At 45.9% G+C, this 19,015-nt stretch carries 12 protein-coding genes; 9 read left to right on the top strand and 3 right to left on the bottom strand.

What is annotated here, in order from left to right; all coding sequences use genetic code 11:
- Positions 1-93: 93 nt before the first annotated feature.
- Positions 94-1,821 (bottom strand): cache domain-containing sensor histidine kinase, encoded by a 1,728-nt coding sequence (locus tag ACQKMP_RS24870; RefSeq protein ID WP_427471581.1) that lies wholly within the window; start codon positions 1,819-1,821, stop codon positions 94-96.
- A gap of 31 nt (positions 1,822-1,852) precedes the next feature.
- Complete coding sequence (locus tag ACQKMP_RS24875; protein ID WP_427471583.1) at positions 1,853-3,094, bottom strand: response regulator; 1,242 nt, start codon at positions 3,092-3,094, stop codon at positions 1,853-1,855.
- Between the two features lie 307 nt (positions 3,095-3,401).
- On the opposite strand from ACQKMP_RS24875, the gene ACQKMP_RS24880 reads away from it, so the two are divergent.
- From ACQKMP_RS24880 to ACQKMP_RS24895, 4 genes are all read left to right on the top strand, one after another.
- Complete coding sequence (locus ACQKMP_RS24880; RefSeq protein WP_427471585.1) at positions 3,402-5,579, top strand: beta-galactosidase; 2,178 nt, start codon at positions 3,402-3,404, stop codon at positions 5,577-5,579.
- A gap of 57 nt (positions 5,580-5,636) precedes the next feature.
- Positions 5,637-7,811: a GH92 family glycosyl hydrolase gene (locus tag ACQKMP_RS24885; protein ID WP_427471743.1), complete on the top strand. Its 2,175-nt coding sequence runs from the start codon at positions 5,637-5,639 to the stop codon at positions 7,809-7,811.
- A gap of 193 nt (positions 7,812-8,004) precedes the next feature.
- On the top strand, positions 8,005-9,093 hold the full coding sequence (locus ACQKMP_RS24890) for a hypothetical protein (protein ID WP_427471587.1): 1,089 nt from the start codon (positions 8,005-8,007) through the stop codon (positions 9,091-9,093).
- Between the two features lie 25 nt (positions 9,094-9,118).
- Positions 9,119-14,041 carry an S-layer homology domain-containing protein gene (locus ACQKMP_RS24895; RefSeq protein WP_427471588.1) on the top strand — a complete coding sequence of 1,641 codons (4,923 nt, stop codon included), beginning with the start codon at positions 9,119-9,121 and terminating at the stop codon, positions 14,039-14,041.
- Between the two features lie 65 nt (positions 14,042-14,106).
- Here the strand turns inward: ACQKMP_RS24895 and ACQKMP_RS24900 are convergent, their stop codons facing one another.
- Positions 14,107-14,964 carry a class I SAM-dependent methyltransferase gene (locus tag ACQKMP_RS24900; protein ID WP_340969557.1) on the bottom strand — a complete coding sequence of 286 codons (858 nt, stop codon included), beginning with the start codon at positions 14,962-14,964 and terminating at the stop codon, positions 14,107-14,109.
- Between the two features lie 369 nt (positions 14,965-15,333).
- Between ACQKMP_RS24900 and ACQKMP_RS24905 the strand changes: the two genes are divergently transcribed.
- The 5 genes from ACQKMP_RS24905 (at position 15,334) to ACQKMP_RS24925 (ending at position 18,997) form a co-directional block, all read left to right on the top strand.
- On the top strand, positions 15,334-16,005 hold the full coding sequence (locus ACQKMP_RS24905) for an epimerase (RefSeq protein ID WP_042188365.1): 672 nt from the start codon (positions 15,334-15,336) through the stop codon (positions 16,003-16,005).
- Entirely contained in the window at positions 16,002-16,526 is a 525-nt protein-coding gene (locus ACQKMP_RS24910; RefSeq protein ID WP_427471591.1) for a GNAT family N-acetyltransferase, read from the top strand. Before ACQKMP_RS24905 ends, ACQKMP_RS24910 begins: the two co-directional genes overlap by 4 nt.
- A 291-nt stretch (positions 16,527-16,817) precedes the next feature.
- On the top strand, positions 16,818-18,029 hold the full coding sequence (locus tag ACQKMP_RS24915; protein WP_341145328.1) for an MFS transporter: 1,212 nt from the start codon (positions 16,818-16,820) through the stop codon (positions 18,027-18,029).
- Positions 18,030-18,082: 53 nt separating this feature from the next.
- The gene (locus ACQKMP_RS24920) at positions 18,083-18,442 is read left to right on the top strand and encodes a GIY-YIG nuclease family protein (protein WP_379424240.1); all 360 of its coding nucleotides are present in this window, start codon (positions 18,083-18,085) and stop codon (positions 18,440-18,442) included.
- A 75-nt stretch (positions 18,443-18,517) separates the two neighbouring features.
- On the top strand, positions 18,518-18,997 hold the full coding sequence (locus ACQKMP_RS24925; protein WP_042188373.1) for a DUF6530 family protein: 480 nt from the start codon (positions 18,518-18,520) through the stop codon (positions 18,995-18,997).
- Positions 18,998-19,015 lie beyond the last annotated feature (18 nt).

The raw sequence follows: 19,015 nt of genomic DNA on the forward strand, positions 1-19,015 counted from the left end.
GAAATCGTTCTTTATGAGAAAAGTGGAAGTACCACCTACCTCTCAAAAAAGGAACGATTTCTTTGTAGTGTCCGCATTCATTAACAATCTTAGTTAATTGGGCAGCTCCTTCTTCAAGCTAATCGTAACCGTGGTGCCTTGCCCCGGAGTGCTGGAGATGCTTAGCCCATATTGAGGACCGTATTCCAGCTTGATCCGTTCGTCCACATTTCGCAACCCATATCCGCTCTGGAACAGCACATCTTCCTTAGCTTGGCTAAGTGTCGCACCGTTGGCAAAGCCGACTCCGTCATCCGTCACTGTAAAGCGAATCTCATCCTCCAGCAGCTCGCCTTTAATCCAGATTCTGCCCATGCCACGTTTTTCGCTAATGCCGTGCTTGATCGCATTCTCTGCGATAGGCTGAAGAATCAGCTTTAGAATGCGGACTTTGCGCAGCGATTCCTCAATATCGTATTCAATCTCGAATTTATTCGGGAAACGCATTTGCTCGACCGTCACAAAACTCTCAACCAAACGGATTTCTTCGTCGACAGTAACGAATTTATCGCCTTTATGCAGGCTAATCCGAAAAAAGGTCGCGAGAGAAGAAATCAGCCGCTCAATGTCGGGCTGTTTCTTCAGCCGGGCAATCCAGGCAATCGCATCCAACGTATTATAGAGAAAATGGGGATTGATCTGCGACTGCAACGCAGTCAGCTCCGCCTTGCGCTGCTTCTCTTTTTCCTCATCTTTTTCAAGCATTAATTGGCTGATCCGTTCTACCATCTGATAGTAGCTGTTCTCTAGCTGGAAAATCTCATCGACCTGTGCCCGCTGCTCATAGACAGCTGCTAGGTCTTTTTTGCCAAACAGACTCAGCTTCTTCTTCAAGTTCAGTAGTGGTCGGGTGATTTTGGCCGCCAGATAAAAGGAAAGAATCAGTAGCACAATGAAGGTAACACTGGCGAAAAGAAGGGCATTTCGGTTACCCTTGGCAATTCCCTCCAGCAACTTATGGCTAGAAATCACACTGGTGAACTCCCAGCTAACGCCAAGCGTTTCCAACCTAGGATTCAAAGGATAAGTAGCAATGATATAGGAATTCCCGTTATCTGACCAGGTGCGGTAGCCTTCTTTCTGACCCGGACGAAGAGGGGCGTTCTCCTCCAAAAAATTGCCCAAGAGCCGCTTGTCGGGGTGAGATATAATCCGGTCGCTGGAAGTCAGGAAGGAGTAGCCAATGCCAGTGAAACTGGAGGAATAAAGATCTGCCAAGGCGGCTTCTCTGACATAGATGATGACGACCCCGATATTTTGCCCCGTATTGAAGTTCCGGAATTGCTGTCCGAAGGGGATATAGGCATTGCCGTCCCCATCCCGTTTGATTTCACCGACAACAGGCATGCTGCTCTCCTGAATACGTTTAATGAACAAGGCTTCGGGAACCTCGAGCATCTGCTCCTTGGACTGATAAGAGTAAAGCATATTATCATTGGTGTTGATGATTACATTGCCCACCAGATCATTCTGTGCCAGCATACCGTCGATGATAGCCCCGATCCGTAATTCCTTGTCTGCTGCTGGCAGGGAATCGTTATTAATGATCTGGTAAATGTCGCTGTTCACCAGAAATCGCAGGAACAACATCTGAATGTCATCGACCATCAACTCCACACTGAGCCCAATTTGGCGTTGAGTCTGGACCACATGGCGATACAGATCCTTCTGCAGATAGGTATAGGAATAGAAGTTAAAAATAACAAGCATCAGCACCAGATGCAGAGACAATCCCACTAACAGGACAACAACAATCCGACTTTTGATCTTGAACCTCCGCATCCAAGAATCCATCCGGTTGGCCATCGTTAGCTTAACCATAGGTTTTTGCATATTCGCTCGGCGGGATGCCCGTCATCTTTTTGAAAATCTGGCTAAAGTATTTGGAGTCGGTGAAACCAACCTGATTGCCTACCTCATAGACCCGGTACATCGGATTGCGCAGCATACGTTTGGCTTCTTCAATCCGATATTCCGTCAGACATTCATAGAACGTCTTGTTCAAATCTTTGCGGAATAGATGCATTAAATGGGTTGGACTGACGAACACCGCAGCAGCAACCATCTCCACGGTAATGTTCCCAGCATAATGCTCCCGGATAAAAGCGAGGGCGTCTCTGATTTCACGCCGGCATCGAGCTCCGGCCTCTTCCTCAGCGTACAACACGCGTTCAATACCAGACAATGCACGCTGCGAAGCAAGCACAGCCTGTTTGTATGAATCTACGATTCCGTTCCATTCTTCAGTTGGTTTGCCGATGCCAACGCTAAGAGCCTGGCCGAAGTGCTGCTGGCTCCATTCCGATAGCTGCTTACCTAATCTGCGGGCAGAATCACCAGCAAGCTCAGGTTCATCGGTTCGGAGAATCATAACCCACTCCAGATGACTATCGCGGAATAGACAGAGCTGTTCAAAAGAATACGCTTCCAGAATAACCGCTGCTTCATCCTCCAACGCTTTGCCTACATCAGTTCCTTGAAGACCATTATCAGCAGGGAAGGCTATGGACAGCGGCAGCATAGCTTTTCCTGGTTCCAATTGCAGCTCCAGCAGCTTTATTTTGCTGGTAATGAATTCCTCACTATGCAGCTGGCCATGCAGTAAATCCTGCCAGAATTGTTTGGATATCGCGGCAATTTCCTCATTAAGCTGTGAATATCGCTTGGAGAGTTGCTTTTTCCCCAGGATTTCATCGCCAACGCTTCGTACTGTATCTGCGAGTTCTTCTATATTAATGGGCTTCAGCAAATAGGTGGAGGCACCATAACGTAATGCAGCCTGCGCATATTGAAATTCGTCATAACCGCTAAGTACGACAATGCCTACGAGCATGTCCTGCTCCCGTATTTTCTCGATAAGTTCAAGACCGTTCATATACGGCATACGGATATCGGTAATAATCACATCCGGGCGGTGCTGTAGTGCAAGCTCCAAACCCTCTTCACCATTGCTGGCTTCTCCTATGATCTCGACGTTGTATTCTGCCCAGTCTATGGTTTGGGTGATGCCCATACGGACGAGATATTCATCATCTACTATAAGCGCTTTCAACATTGGCCTCACCTCGAAGTAGTTTCTAATATGTCTTACAGTCATTATAAACATGAAACCTCTTTTAGAGGAGCGGTAATTTCTCAGTTGTCAGGATCACAAACGATTTCGCAGTATGTTCACCGGTGGCTAAGTACAAAAATGTCCGCATAGCGGAAGTTCTAAACATTTCAACAGCTTAACAAACCGTTTCATAGGATTCCATCCTAACTTTTGCAAAATGTACTGTGATAGACTTTAACCGTAAAAGAGCGGTAAGCGCTTTTATAAATACATGACATCGAAATTGAACGCTGTAGGAGGAGTACCCTTGATACAAAAATCATTTATTCCATTCGGGTTTCAATATTACCGTTCCCCAACCCCATTCCGGGATCAATGGGAGAAAGACCTAAGCAATATTGCCGGGCAGGGCTTCAATTGTGTGAAGTATTGGGTGCAGTGGCGCGCCAGCGTGTCCAAAGAAGGGATCTACCAGTTCGATGATATTCAGGAGCTGATGGATATTGCTCAACAGAATGGCTTAAAGGTCATTTTGAACGTGATTTTCGATGTGGCGCCAGCCTGGTTTTATAAAAAACATCCTGATTCCAAAATGATCACAGCAGACGGTTCCGTTCTGGAACCAAGGGCAATTAACTGCCGCCAGATTGGCGGAGCTCCTGGACCTTGTTATCACCATGCAGCTGCAGCCACGGAGAAGGCGAAATTTCTGGCGGAAACAGTGAAGACTTTCAAAGATCATCCTGCACTCTGGGTGTGGGATTTATGGAATGAGCCTGAGCTGACGACAGGGATTAAGCGCAAGCTGTCATTTGACAACCAGGTATGTTATTGCGAGCACTCAGTGCTGGCATTCCAAGAATGGCTGAAAAATAAATATATTACTCTGGTAGCTCTGAACGAATCATGGCAGCGGACTTACGGAAGCTGGGAGGAAGTAGAGGCACCGCGTGGGCAAGGCGTATTCAATGATTTGGTGGACTGGCGGCTGTTCATGTCCGGTACTTTAACAGATGAGCTGCGGAGCCGGGTAGATACTGTGAAGTCACTGGATCTGCTTCATCCTGTTATGGCACATACTGTGCCAGCTCCTATTTTTAATATGATTACAGCAGGATCAGACGACTTTAAGCTGGCTGAGCCCTGTGACCTGACAGGAAATAGCCTAGGGTCCTCAGCTTGGTCGGCTGATCTACTGATCTCTGCCGCCAAAGGCAAACCGATCATCAACTCAGAGATTCATGCGCTGCCTGGCAATACGGCGATGAAACCGCGCCAGCCGGAGCTACGAGAAATGAAGCGGCATATTCTGACCCCGCTCGCCCGTGGCATCACGGGATATCTGTTCTGGCAGTATAGACCGGAGGTATTAGGACAGGAGGCTCCGGCTTGGGGTAGTGTGTATTTGGACGGCAGTCCAACCCCATGGTACAAGGATATGGCCCAACTAAATAAGCTTGTGCAATACAATAAGCATGAGCTTTTACAGGCAAAACGGCGTGGGGACGGGATTGCTATTCTATTCAGCCCACAGAACCAAATCGCAAACTTTGCTGCCCATGATCATTTGGACACCTATAACGATTCCCTTCAAGGCGTCCATAAACTGCTACATGATCTTAATTATAAAGTGGAATTTCTGCATGAGTCGGATGTTACGGAAAAGACATTGGAGCAATACCGCTGCCTGTGGATGCCTTATCCACTGTATCTGAACCGTAAACTGTGTGACCTCCTGCGTGAGTGGGTAGAAAAGGGAGGCATATTGGTTTCGGAATGCTCCTTCGGCGCGCTTCAGGCAGAGAATGGCTGTCACAGCTATACAGTTCCTGGTTACGGATTTGATGAAGTCTTTGGGGTTCGGGAGACTTGGATTCATTCTGCCGAGAATCTGGATCATAGCTATCATCAGGTAGCATTCGAATCACGGACGGCGATCCCACTCCTTAATGTAATGGAGCACAGCAAGGAAGGGGAAGCAGCCGCAGATGATAAGGCACACGGCTCCTATTACAAATCAGATATTTCGCTGCAAAGTCATGTGAAGGTCCTAGCCGAATTTGCCGAGGACAACATGCCTGTGTTGACGGCCGCCGCTTATGGCAATGGGCGTGCTGTGTGGTTCGGTACCTTACTTGCGGCTGCCTACTGGCAGGATGGACATACCGGAACGCTCCAGTTGGTGCGCGATCTTTTACAGCAGGAATTGAAGCTACAGCCGAATGTGCAAGCAAGCGGAGGTGTCCGCGCTGATCTTTCCGAGTGGGAAGTTGAAGAAGACAGAGGTGCGTTCCTCTATGTGCATAATGAAGGGAACACGTTGGCAGAAGCCAAAGTTACGCTGCCTGCCAATTATACTTCAGCAGAGCCATGGTTTGACGATGGGAATGCCAAAATTCAGCCAATAAATCCGTTAGAACCTTCAACAACTCAACTGTCTATACGGGTAGAAGCTGGAGATGTTCAAGTATTTCGATTATCTTAGCCGGCAGCAGTTAAGGTCGGAGATTATAGAGCTGGTGTAAGCCAGCCAAAGGAGTGTATCCATTTGGGTTTGTTAGATTATGTTAATCCATTACAGGGGACTAAGTCGGATTTCCGCTACTCACACGGCAATACGCTGCCGCTTACAGCGATGCCATTTGGCATGGCGGCTTGGAGCCCACAAACCCACGAAGCAGGGGGGACCTGGTTCTTCCATCCGCACCATCGCCACCTGGAGGGCATACGACTAACTCACCAGCCCAGTCCTTGGATCGGAGATTATGGACATCTAACACTGTTGCCGCAGACTGGACCGTTATTGCTCAGTCCTGATTCGCGCTCATCTTCCTTTAAACCGGAAGAGATGCAAGTGTCCCCACACTACTTCGATGTGTCTCTTCGGCGATATCGTACCCGACTGGAGCTGACCCCTACAGAGCGCTGTGCAGTGATTAGAATAACATCATACGCTAAAGGACAGCAGAACAGGCTCATAATAGCACCGCTAAAAGGCGAGTCTCAACTCACCTTTCAACCGGAGAAACGCAGGATCATCGGCTTTACAAGAGGCCATACCGCCGGGGTACCCGATAATTTCGCGATGTATTTCGTCTTCCAATTCGACACAGACATTCTCATGGAGGATTCGGGAATCTTTGACGGGGAGTACCAACCTTTAGGGACGTATGAAGGAACCGGCGATAAGCTGGGTGCATACGTAGAATTAAACCTACCGGAATCCGGTGTAATAGAAGTGAAATGCGGCACTTCCTTTATTAGTGGGGAGCAAGCGCAATTGAATCTCGATCGGGAGGTTGGTGGGAACAGCTTCGGAGAGACCTTGAGCAAAGCAGAGGCAGGCTGGGAAGAACGGCTGAGCCGCATCGTTGTCGAAAGCGCGGATGAAGAGAACCTCAGTACCTTTTACAGCTGTATGTACCGGATCTGCCTGTTTCCTAGAACATGGCATGAATATAACGAGCAGGACGAGCAAATTCATTACAGTCCTTTTAACGGCAGCATTTGCCGGGGTCCAATGTATTCAGATATCGGACTGTGGGATGTATACCGGACTAGCTTCCCGTTATACAGTATCCTGTTTCCATCCTTGCTCGGTGAGATCATGCAGGCTTGGACATTAGCTTACGGTGAAAGCGGCTGGCTGCCAAAATGGCTGTCACCAGGTGAACGCAGTGCCATGCCCGGCACACTGATCGATGCGGCAGCTGCGGATGCCGTGGTTAAGGGCATCGGCGGCTTCGACGTAGAGCTATTATATGAAGGTTTGCTGAAACATGCAGATCGTCCGGCTACAGACGAGAAGCTGGGTAGACGGGGGCTAGAATTGTATTTGCAGCACGGCTATCTGCCGCATGATCGTTTTCATGAAAGTGTAAGTAACACGCTGGATTATATATACGGGGACTTCTGTATAGCCCAGATTGCCAAAGCACTCGGCAAAATGGATGATTATGAGCGTTTTATGGACCGGGCGCAGAATTACAAACTGCTGTTTGATCCCGAGGTTGGTTTTATGAGAGGCCGTAACGAGGACGGTACTTGGCAGGAAGGATTTGATCCTTTGGCGTGGGGTGATCCGTTCTGTGAAGGTGGAGCTTGGCAAGGGAGCTGGGCGGTTCCCCATGACTTCCCGGGATTAGCCAGTCTGATGGGTGGCGAGGAAGCTTTTGTTCGGCGTCTGGACCAGTTAATGGCTGAGGAACCGATATTCAAAGTGGGATCTTATGGCTTGGAAATTCATGAAATGTCGGAAATGGCTGCGGCCGATCTAGGGCAGTTTGCCATCAGCAATCAGCCCAGCTTCCATATACCTTATATTTTCGCCCGACTCGGGGCATTGTCCAAAACACAGTACTGGGTTCACAAAACCATGGCTAAACTGTTCAACAGTGGAATGGATGGGTTACCCGGTGACGAGGATAATGGCAGCATGGGTGCCTGGTATATTTGGAGCGCCATCGGACTGTATCCGTTAAGTCCCGGGATTTCCGAATATGTACTGGGCAGCCCACTATTTGATAAAGTAACGATTCGACTTGAAAATGGGCGGCAATGGGTCATTGAAGCGCAAAACAACAGCCCCGCCAATGTGTACAGTAAATCAATCCACTGGAACCATACGCTTTGGGAGCACCATTCTTTGCCTCATGAAGAGATTATCAAAGGCGGCGTCCTGAGCTTCAGTATGTGTCCGGGGGTAGTCCCGTCCTAAAAGCAATGCAAGGCAGTCCGGAATATTTCGGGCTGTTTTTGTTTTTTGGATGGAGTGAAATTTCTCTTTTTGGTCAAATCGTGAAATGGCAAACCATTTCGCAGCATTCCCGCCTGTTTTTTCAAGGGTAACATGTCTAATATCGAAGAGAATGAAAGCGCTTAATAAGAATGCGGAGAGGAGGAATCAACTTATGACTTTAAGGCTTCATTCCAAAAGAAATCGACTTATCACTATTCTATTCGCTCTCATTGCGGGAAGCCTGCTGCTGATTGGCGCGATGAATATGCAGGCTCCACAAGCAGAAGCACCACTTCTGACCCTTAACGGACAGGAGGTCACTGCAGCGGAGTTCAACTGGCATCTTCAAATGAATCGGGCACTGACTGCTGATTACTTCAAACAGACCTACGATGCCGACTACTCAGAGAAATTCTGGTCTACCGACTATTCCGGCGAAAAACCAATCCACAGGTGGATAAAAGAATCCCAGACGCAGCTACTGACGAAGCGGATGGAGTTGCAGCTTGCTCAAGAAGCAGGTGTGGTATCGGATATCAGCTATGAAGGTTTTCTAAAAGGAATGGGGCGTGAGAATCAACGGCGGAGTCAGGCGGTAGCGAATAAGGAGGTGGTGTATGGTCCTCTTCATCTGGAAGCGCAGGCCTATTACAGTTATTACATGAGCAACCTTGAAGATGCCACGATTGAGGCAATGCGCAGCAACGGAGGCATCGTGATTTCAGATGAACAGGTAAGGCTGGAATATGAAGCAAAGCAAGCTGCTAAATATTCTCGGCCGGGAGCTATACATCTTGAATGGGCATCACTGCCCTTTGGTCCGGAAACAGAATACAAGGATCAGCAGGAGGCCATGGAGAAAATGGAATTGCTCCGGGCAGCAGCAACAGCAGAAATAAGATCAGACGCAGGCATCCATCAGCAGGCAAAAGAGCTGGGTATAAACGTGGGCGAAGTCAAAATAACAAGTGCTTCCCGGCGAACAGCAGCGCTGGAAAATCCTAAGGTATTGCTTGCTGCCGATCAGCTTGCACCTGGACAGATTAGTGGCTTGTTTGCTGAAAATGGGGCCATCCATCTACTTTACTGTCTATCGGTAGAGGATGCAGGAGTTATACCTTTCGATCAAGTGAAGGATGCTATCACACTTCATTTGGCGCAACAGAAGTTTAGATCCATGGTGGACGATAAGCTATCCAAAGCTGTCCCAGAATGGAATTACCCAATGGCTGAAAGACTCGCAAACCAAGCCATTCAATAAATGTTCAAGGGGGAATAACACAACAATGTTAAAAAAACTCGCAAAATCACTGCTAATGATGGTTCTGATCTTTACGACAGTGTTCCCAGTAATGGGTGCTTCTGCCCATGCTGAAGAGACGTATGCCGATGATTTCTCTGCTCTGCCAGCAGCGGAGCTGAGTTCGGAGAATTGGTTGATTGACAGCAGCAATCCTCAATTCTTCGGCGGAGATGCTACGCGGTTGGTCAGGACATCCACGGATACCGGTTATGCCGTTTATTCATTAACAGGAATTCAGTCGTTTACGCTTCAAGCCTATTATTTCTCTGGCTCAACAGCTGTAATCAAGTTCTACGGATCGGGTGATGCGACAGCGTGGACGGAGCTTCCAGCCATTAATGACAGTCCCACAGCAACCGGTTCTGGTTGGTATGGAACAGTATACACGCCCGCCGGTGCACTTCCGAATGATGTCAATTATCTCAAAATCGAGATCAGCGGCGACCTCGACAGCTGGCTGATGCAGCTTGGACACCTTACGCTCTCCAATGTATCACTTGCACCCCAAACGATTAATGATGAACTTGATGATGTTTCACAGCTGTATACATTTAGTACAAATTGGTCTTTAGATACAAGCAATCCCACTTTTTTTGGTGGAGATCATTCTCGTGCTGTGAGAACAGCAGATTCGGCAGAATCACTTGTGTACCATTTGCATAATTTGCAGCATTTCATCGTCCGTCTGCATTCCTTTGCCGGGTCTAGCGGAAGCATAAAGTTCTATGGATCGGCGGATGCATCCACCTGGACAGAGATTTCAGCAATACATGAAGCTCCACAATCTACAGGAGATGCAGCTTGGACCGGGACGAATTATACCCCAGCACAAGGGATTCCTTCAGGCATTCATTATTTAAAAATAGAGCTCAGCGGCGATTCCGCCCCTTGGCTGTTGCAGCTAGGATCGGTCTCCTTGTCCAACCGCTTGCCTGGAGATGGAGGGAACAGCGGTGGAGACGGAGATTATTACGTCGATTCATTTGCAGGCAGCGACAGCAATGATGGAAAAACACCTGAGACAGCCTGGAAGACCTTCTCTGTAGTTAACCAGACTACCTTTGAGGCTGGAGACCGAATTTTGTTAAAGAAGGGTGGAATCTGGAATGAACAATTATATCCTAAGGGTAGCGGAACAGACGATAAACCGATAACAATCACTTCCTATGGCAGCGGAAGTAAACCGACTATCAATGGTGGAGGCATGGCCGGAGCAGCTGTATACCTGCGTAATGCCTCAAACTGGGCAATTCGGGATCTTGAGGTTACTAATTATGCTTCCGAGAGAGGAACGGTTTACCGGGAAGGCATAATGGTGGAGAACGCAAACGGAGGGACATTAAGAAATATCCTCATCCAGGATAACTATGTTCATGATGTATCAAGCAGCTTCCGTTATCCGACAGTTTCTGGAGCTGAAGGCGGTCCGCATGCATTCGGTGGAATCTCCGTATATGTGGGCGGAACGACGGGCACGGACAAATTTGATGGGGTATGGATCGAAGGCAACACGGTCGAACGAATTGGACGGACAGGAATTGTGGTATGGGATCAGCGTTTCAACGGAGCCGACTATGCTACGGTCAATGTTACGATCCGCGGAAATTATGTCAAACAAGCAGACAGCGACGGCATTCTCACTTTCGGTGCGGACGGAGCGTTAATTGAGCATAACATAGCAGAAGAAGGTGGGAACTACTCCGAAGAAGGCGAGTTTAACGGCTCAGCCGCAATCTGGCCGACCCGGGGCAAGAATAATATCGTGCAGTTTAATGAGTCCTTTAACACAAATAAACCAGAGGGAGATGGTCAGGGCTTTAATCTGGATATCGATACTATGGACAGTGTAGTTCAATATAATTACAGCCATGGCAATAAGGGCGGATTCATGCTTTTTGTCGATGCCCGTTTAACTCCAGGAGTGCTGACCGGCTCCTCTAACAATGTAGTCAGATACAACATCAGCCAGAATGATCTGACGCATACGTTTAATTTTGCAGGCGGGGTTACGCCGGATACGCAAATCTATAACAATACGATCTATATCGGCACTGGGCAAAACACCAAAATAATCGACCATGAATGGGACGACGCGGGAAATATCAACGCTCCCTATACGTTCAGGAATAATCTGGTCTACAACCTTGGACAGGGAGGTTATAATCTGCCCGGGGTAAATGGCAGCTTCGACCACAACCTGTTGTATGGAAATCATCCAGTAAGTGAGCCGGAAAATACGAATCCCGTCACAGCGAATCCGCTCTTGGTTGCTCAGGGCAGCGGTGGAATTGGCTGGAATACAGTGGACGGTTACAAGCTAAGAGAAGGCTCCCCTGCGCTTGGGGCTGGTGCAATCATTGCAGACAACGGAGGCCATGACTATTGGGGAAATGCTGTTTCAGCAGAAAATCCACCGAATATCGGAGCCTATAATGGACCCGGACTTGATCCTGCCACACTGCCTGAAGCACCTGTAGATGATCTGCGATTATATTTTCAAGGCTTAAAAATTGCTCCTCATATTACAGATGGTAGAAACGGAGGCATATCCCTTCAACTTCAGTTTACAAACAGTTCTAGAGTAGACCCTCTGAAAATTAACAAAATTTCCTGGAAAATAGGGGAAGGAAGTGGCCAACTCAGCGGTAGCGAGTCGCAACTAGCCGAAATCGCTCCGAATAACAAATTTACTTATCCAATACCCTTGCCGGGATTCTCTGAAGGTGTCAAATATCTTCTTGACTTGACCGTTGACCTTGAAGGCTATGAGACAATTCACCTCAAGCAAAACATAGATATTAACCGGATGAATCATCAATCAGACACAGGAACTCCCGCGCTGATTGATCTTGCAGACGGAACCCCTTTGTTGAGCGGGTATAACGGTGCGGAGGATCTTAGCGGAACAGCGCAATTACACTGGGATGCGGATAACATTTATTTAACCGCCGACATCCGTGATGATGTATTCAGCCATAACGCTTCCGGGATTAATATTTGGCAAAATGACAGTATTCAATTCAGCCTTGCTCCCGGTGTACCGGGTGATAGCCAATCCTGGTATGAATACGGAATTTCACAGACGCCGGAGGGGCCGCAAATATACCGCTGGCTGTCCATGAAAGGTGCTGCTACTGGAGTGTTGACCAAAGGAACTCTAAGAGTAACCCGAGATGAAGCGACTAAGATTACCTCATATGCACTGGCACTACCTTGGAGTGAAGTAAGTCCAATTCGAGGAGCGGGAGGCAATGTCTTGAGCTTCTCGATGTTGGTTAACGATAATGATGGTGCGGGCCGAAAAGGGTATATTGAGTGGGGATCAGGTATAGGCGCTGCGAAAGATGCGACACTTTTCCGCACCTTCCAGTTTATGAATGTCGAAGATGAGGAGGAGACACAACCGAGTGATAATGCTGATTTGAGCTTTTTGAGTATGGAGGGTACAGATATTCCCGGGTTTGACCGTAATACATTGACCTATACAATAAATGTACCCTTTTCTAAAACAGCCGTGACTGTTACAGGGATACCTTTAGATCCGAAAGCCAAATTAACAGTAACTGGCGGAAGTGAACTAAAAGTAGGAGAAAATAGCGTCAGCATCAAAGTTACCGCCGCAAATGGAACAACAACAAAGACCTACACTTTGAAAGTGGTACGGAGCGAAGACCGCGGGGGAACAGAAACGCCTGGCAGTTCGTCCGGCAGCAATAATGGCAGTAACAATAGTAACAGTGGAGGGAAAATAGTTAATCCAGTGAATATAATCTCAGCCGGCCGTATTCAGATTCAGGCTTCACCTGATGCTGAAGGAATGCGCCTTGCACAGCTTCCTACTGGAGAAATTCAAAAAGCGATGAAGGGTGTGCAAGATGGTGCATTGGCACTTGAGCTTACTAAATTAGATGCCACAGCTAAGGGAGTAACCTTTCAATTGCCCGTTACCGAACTGAAAGATAATGTTATCTCTCTTACAATAAAAGCAGGTGAAACCACCGTAACGTTCCCAATTGACAAGATGGGTAGCAATATTCCGGAGGGTTCCAAGCAGTTGGAGCTGTCCATTCATTTTGTTGATCCTTCAACCATTTCTCTTTCATTAAAAGAGAAATGGAAAACGCATGCCGTGTACCGGATCTCCTTGATGGTAGACGGAAAGCAAATAGAAACATTAAGTCAAACTGCGGCAATGAAGGTATCGTTTGGATATAAATTGAATCCTAGTGAAGCGCCGAATCAAGCCATCGTCTATTCTATTACCCGCGAGGGGCTGGCGGAAGTGGTCAAGAACTCCAAATACGTTTCAGGTACAGAGAGCATCACCTTCACAACACGGAAGTTTGGATTATACGCTGCAGCGAATGGAGATATACACTTCTCTGATGTCAATTCGGTCTTCGGTGCTATCCTTGAAGCGTTGGCATCTCGTGATTTGGTTCACGGCACAGGCGATGGCAAATATGAGCCTGCCCGCCAAATCACCAGAGCTGAGTTTGTTCAACTGCTAGTATCAGCGCTAGACCTTCAGGCCGATAGCAGCAGTACTTTCGAAGATGTGAGTCCAGACGCTTGGTATTACCAAGCTGTCTCAACAGCTCAGGCGCTAAAGATTGTTAACGGACGCAGCGAAGGCTTATTTGGCGCAAAAGAACCGATTACTCGCCAAGAAATGGCTGTTATTTTGTTTCGCGCTCGGAGTTTAGCAGCTCTTCAGCCGGATTACTCCAGCAAAACCGTAGTATTTGCTGATCAGAAGCAAATCGGAGCTTATGCCAGGGAAGCAGTTGAGTACCTGCAGCAGTCAGGGATAATCAATGGTTATTCCGACGGAACCTTCAGACCACTGAATCTGACCACCCGTGCGGAGGCTGCTGCTTTGATTTATAGAATTATGGGATTGTAATCATCACAAAAGAGCTGGAGCCAAGTGTATTTGGCTCCAGCTTTTTTTCTTGCAAGTATAATAAATTATTCCTTCAGACTGGCCACACAACATATCTCATGTCCGCGACGTTCACCTTGCCATCTGGCCAAAAGAGCCATTCGTTCAACAAATGGAGTATTTGGCCCATAGTGAGGATGTGCATCGATCAATCCATCCGAAACAGAGACCAGTTGCCGCGTGAATATCGAAATGATCTCAAATCCAGCCTGATTGAGTAATTCACGCACATTAGCGTCCGTGTAATGATACAGGTGATCGGGTTCAATAAATAACGGTGATTCAGGTCCGTAGACTTCGTTGGTTAATGAATGGCTATTGGGTATACTGAAATAAATTTTCCCTTGCGTTGTCAAAAGATTACGAATATCCTTCAAAAATGCAAATGGATCGGAAATATGCTCAAGCACATGCCAGAACACTACCGCATCATAACGAGGAAGATCAGGATTTTCAGCCGAGTCATCGTCTTGGGTGCTTTTCCATTCATCTTTAACCAGATCCACACCGTATTTATATTTGGCATAGGCTCGTGACATTTGTGAGGGTTCAATGCCAACCGCTCTCCAGCCGCCATTTTCAGCTGCATGTAAAAATTCACCTGTTCCAGAACCAAACTCTAGCAATGCTCCTTTTTCTGGACTGAACATTTCCAGCAGCATTAAATTAAACAGAGCATGATCAGAATAGGTAGCTTGAGCATATTTTTCACGCATTGCAATCCATTCTGTATTATAAATATCTGCGATTAAGCCGGTTGTATCAACCTCCGCAATATTCGCTCTAAAGATAAGACCACAGTTGCTACACCGCATCAGTGTAAACGAACTATACTCATGGAATACGTTGATGGCTGGAGAAGGACCACACAAAATACATTGCATATAAAAAACACCTCCGTTAATCGTTTCACTTATTCCTCCCAGGCCACTAGCTGGGGTTAGGGCATCATAGTTAAGTTGAAGGGCTTGGAGTGAGTTTCATTTCATTCATTCTATTATCAATCTCGATAGAATATGCTCGTCTCACTGATCCTAAACAAGGTCAAACTTTAATAGATTTATAGTATAGCTTTCTAGGACTTTATATTAGGTGAAGCGGAAATTGGGAATCCTTCTGTTGTTGCATGATTATAAAGGATGAAGAAGCAAGCACATTGTTACAATCCATGATTACGCCAAAAGATTGTTGGCTTCGAAAATGCCTGTTAATATTGGAAATAGAATCATCTTTTAGATTGGAGAGTCAATGATATGAAGGTCATTATTTTTGGAGCTACAGGTATGGTTGGTCAAAGCGCGTTACGTGAATGTTTGATGGATGATAGAGTTCAAGAAATACTTACGATTGGGCGTAAAAAGACAGAGCAGCAACATACAAAACTAAGACAAATTCAACTTTCCAATGTAGCTGAATTATCAAGTATAGAACATGAAATCACAGGTTATGATGCATGCTTTTTCTGCCTTGGGGTTTCCTCTGCTGGTATGAAGGAAGAGGAATATAAAAGAGTAACATATGATATCGCGCTATCCGCCGGAACAACATTAGCAAGATTGAACCCTCAAATGACCTTTATATATGTTTCTGGAAGTGGGACGGATAGTTCGGAAAAAGGACGCTCTATGTGGGCGAGAGTGAAAGGGAAGACAGAAAACGATCTGTTGAAGCTACCTTTTAAGGACGCATATATGTTCAGACCAGGTGTGATTCTACCCCTATATGGCGTACAATCCAAAACAAAAGTGTATCAGATTTTTTATGATGTGATGAAGCCACTTTATCCCTTGCTAAAGAAGTTAAACAGTGTCATTACATCGGAACAATTGGGACGAGCTATGATTCAGGTAACTATTAACGGTTATCCAAGACCCAGAATAGAAAGCAATGAGCTCAAATCCATGATCAGGAGATTAAATCAATGAACATTATCATTAGACAAGAAAAAGCTCAAGATATTAACAAAGTCTACCATGTAGTCCAAAAATCATTTGAAAATGCGGAACATTCAGATCATGATGAGCACAATTTGGTAAATAGACTAAGGAGCTCGACAAAGTTTATTCCGGAGTTATCTCTTGTAGCTGAATATGAGAATAAGATCGTCGGTCATATCCTTTTTTCAGAAATTCTAGTGGGTGATCAAACTCTGGTTGCGCTTGCACCTGTTGCAGTACTACCAGAAATGCAAAGCAAGGGTATAGGGAAGCTACTGATTACTGAAGGCCACAAAATCGCAACACAGCTTGGATATAAAGGCTCTGTCGTTTTGGGTCATGATAAGTATTATCCGAAGTTTGGTTATAAAAAAGCTAGTCAATTTGGTATAGAAGCACCTTTCGAAGTTTCAGACGATAATTTTATGGCCGTTGAGCTTATAGATGACGGTCTCTCAGATGTCCATGGCGTTGTCGAATACGCTAAAGAATTTTTTGAAATTAGATAAACGTAAAAAAGTGGAGCAAATGCTACGGCAGTTGCTCCACTTTTTTATTTGTTTACAGAATCAATTAACACCTTTAAAAAAAGGATTGTGGAATATCGAGACTGAAAACGGCTTGACGAACGACACTATCCTGTATAAAATGAAGCAGTGATTTAGTAAATTAGTAAATGAGTAAATTAGTAAATAGGAGTGGTGCAATGAAAATACCAACAACGTTTAAACATAATCATGTTGTCATGTTGGAGAGTTTTGAGAAGGTGTAAAAAATAGTAAAGGATATGGGGAATTAAAATGTTTTCTAATCGTTATGTTCGAACAATTATCCTCTCCCGTGTGTTATTGCAGCTCGGAATATGGATCCGGAATTATGCCGTCCTTCTTTATGTATCTGAATTGACGAATAATAATCCGGTAGATGTATCTCTGATATCGGTTGCCGAATTTGCACCGATCTTTCTTTTTGGTCTTATTGGTGGGACCTTTGCCGACCGATGGCGGCCGAAGAGAACCATGGTATGGAGCGATTTGTTATCTGGCTTGTCCGTCGGGGTGGTGCTGATTGCGGTCATGAATGGCGAATGGATTGCGCTTCTTATCGGATCTTTTGTATCTGCCAGCTTATCTCAATTTTCTCAGCCTTCGGCGATGAAACTGTACAAGAGACATGTGCCAGCTGAACAGCTGCAAGGCGTTATGGCGATGTCCCAAACCCTTGTCGCTGTCTTTACGGTTTTGGGACCCGTTATTGGTACGTTTATTTTTATTAAGTTTGGAATTCACGTATCTCTGATCCTGACAGCCGTTATGTTTCTGGGCTCTTCGCTTATATTGTCTTCCCTTCCTCGGGATGAAGAAGAACCCAAGTCAGGTAAAGCCAGCGGCTTCATCAAAGAGTTAACGGCTGGCTTGCGATACATCGGATCGAGTAAACCCTTAAGAACACTTAGTTTAACTTTCTCGGCGGTGGGTTTGGCATCAGGACTAACTCAGCCGCTTCAGATTTTTCTTGTCATCGAGAACTTAGGTAAGGACAAACAATTTCTTCAGTGGCTTGTGATGGCTAGTGGGGCAGCCATGTTAGTAGGCGGAGCTGCAATAATCGGGATAGCCAAAAAAGTAAGGCCACAGCTATTGCTTTTGATAGGCTTACTCGTCAATGCCGTCTGTACGGTTGGAATGGGAGCTTCTAAGCAAATTTGGCTGACGATTATTTTCTTGGTGATCAGTGGTTTGTTTTACCCTTGCATTCAAGGAGGGATTCAGACACTTCTTGTGCGAAATACCGAAGGGGCCTTTATTGGCCGAGTTTCAGGAGCAATCATGCCTATTTTTATGGGAATGATGGTGGTTGGCATGTTCATTTCCGGCTACCTTAAGGATACGTTCTCCTTGATGGGCGTATTTATGGCGAGTGGTGTATTTGTGATTATCGGTGCGCTTTTTCTGCTTCCTATTGTGGTTAAGATAAGAAGTAATGTGGAGCTGGAATCGCTGGGAAAATGAAAATCCAACTACAATTTCCATGAATTTATTATCTAAGATAAGGAGAGAAAGATATGGATATGAATAAACGCAAAGAGCTGATCGAGGAGTACAAACAGATTAAGATTTATATGGGTGTTGCTCAAATCAAAAACCAAATCAACGGCAAAATATTTATCGACAGCTATCCTAATTTGAAAAACAAATGGCTTACCCTGCAAATGCAGTTGGATTCAGGGAGATTTGCAAATGCCCAGCTCCAGAAGGATTGGAAAGAATTCGGTACGGATGCGTTCACTTATGAGGTACTAGAACAGAAGGAGATAGATAAGGTAACTGATATGCGCTGGGAACGGAAGAAAATCTTAAAGCCATGGTTAGAGAAGTTACAGCCCTACGGAGATAAAGGTTATAACAAACCACGAATTGACTAACGATGAAATCCAAGATAAGATGAAACCGTCGTTTAGTAAATTAGTAAAATAGTAACTGGAAGGAAGAAAAAAAACATGAAAATACCTACAACTTTAAAACATAAGCCTGTTGTCGTATCGGAGAATTATGAGAAGGTTGACGGCCGAATGGCTGGAAACACAGATGCGAAAGGTCTTTCCTTAGGATTGGCGCAGTGGAATGATCGAGGAAAGGTCGATATTTCTGCTAAGGTATGGAGATATACCGGGGAAAAATGGTCCAGACAATCAGAAGAACTGCCTCTTCATCGCGTGCTTGATTTGTCCATTCTAATTTGCCGGTCGTTAGAACATTTCCGCGAAGCGTATCGATATGAGAATTTATATGACCCGGAGCAGCCCGTCATCGACAGAGTTGGCTTGCAAGGGGATGCGATGACTGTAGCGGTATGTACAGATAATGAGCGAATTAATGAAGATATTAAGCTATTTAATCAAGCTCTTAGCGATGACGATGAAATGATCGGTGAGCGTCTGAGCACGTTATCCAAAATATTAAAGGATATGGGATATTAAACAGTGAGTGGTAGTCAA

It is taken from the genome of Paenibacillus sp. NPDC101420, from assembly GCF_050277435.1.
Lineage (GTDB): Bacteria > Bacillota > Bacilli > Paenibacillales > Paenibacillaceae > Paenibacillus_AQ.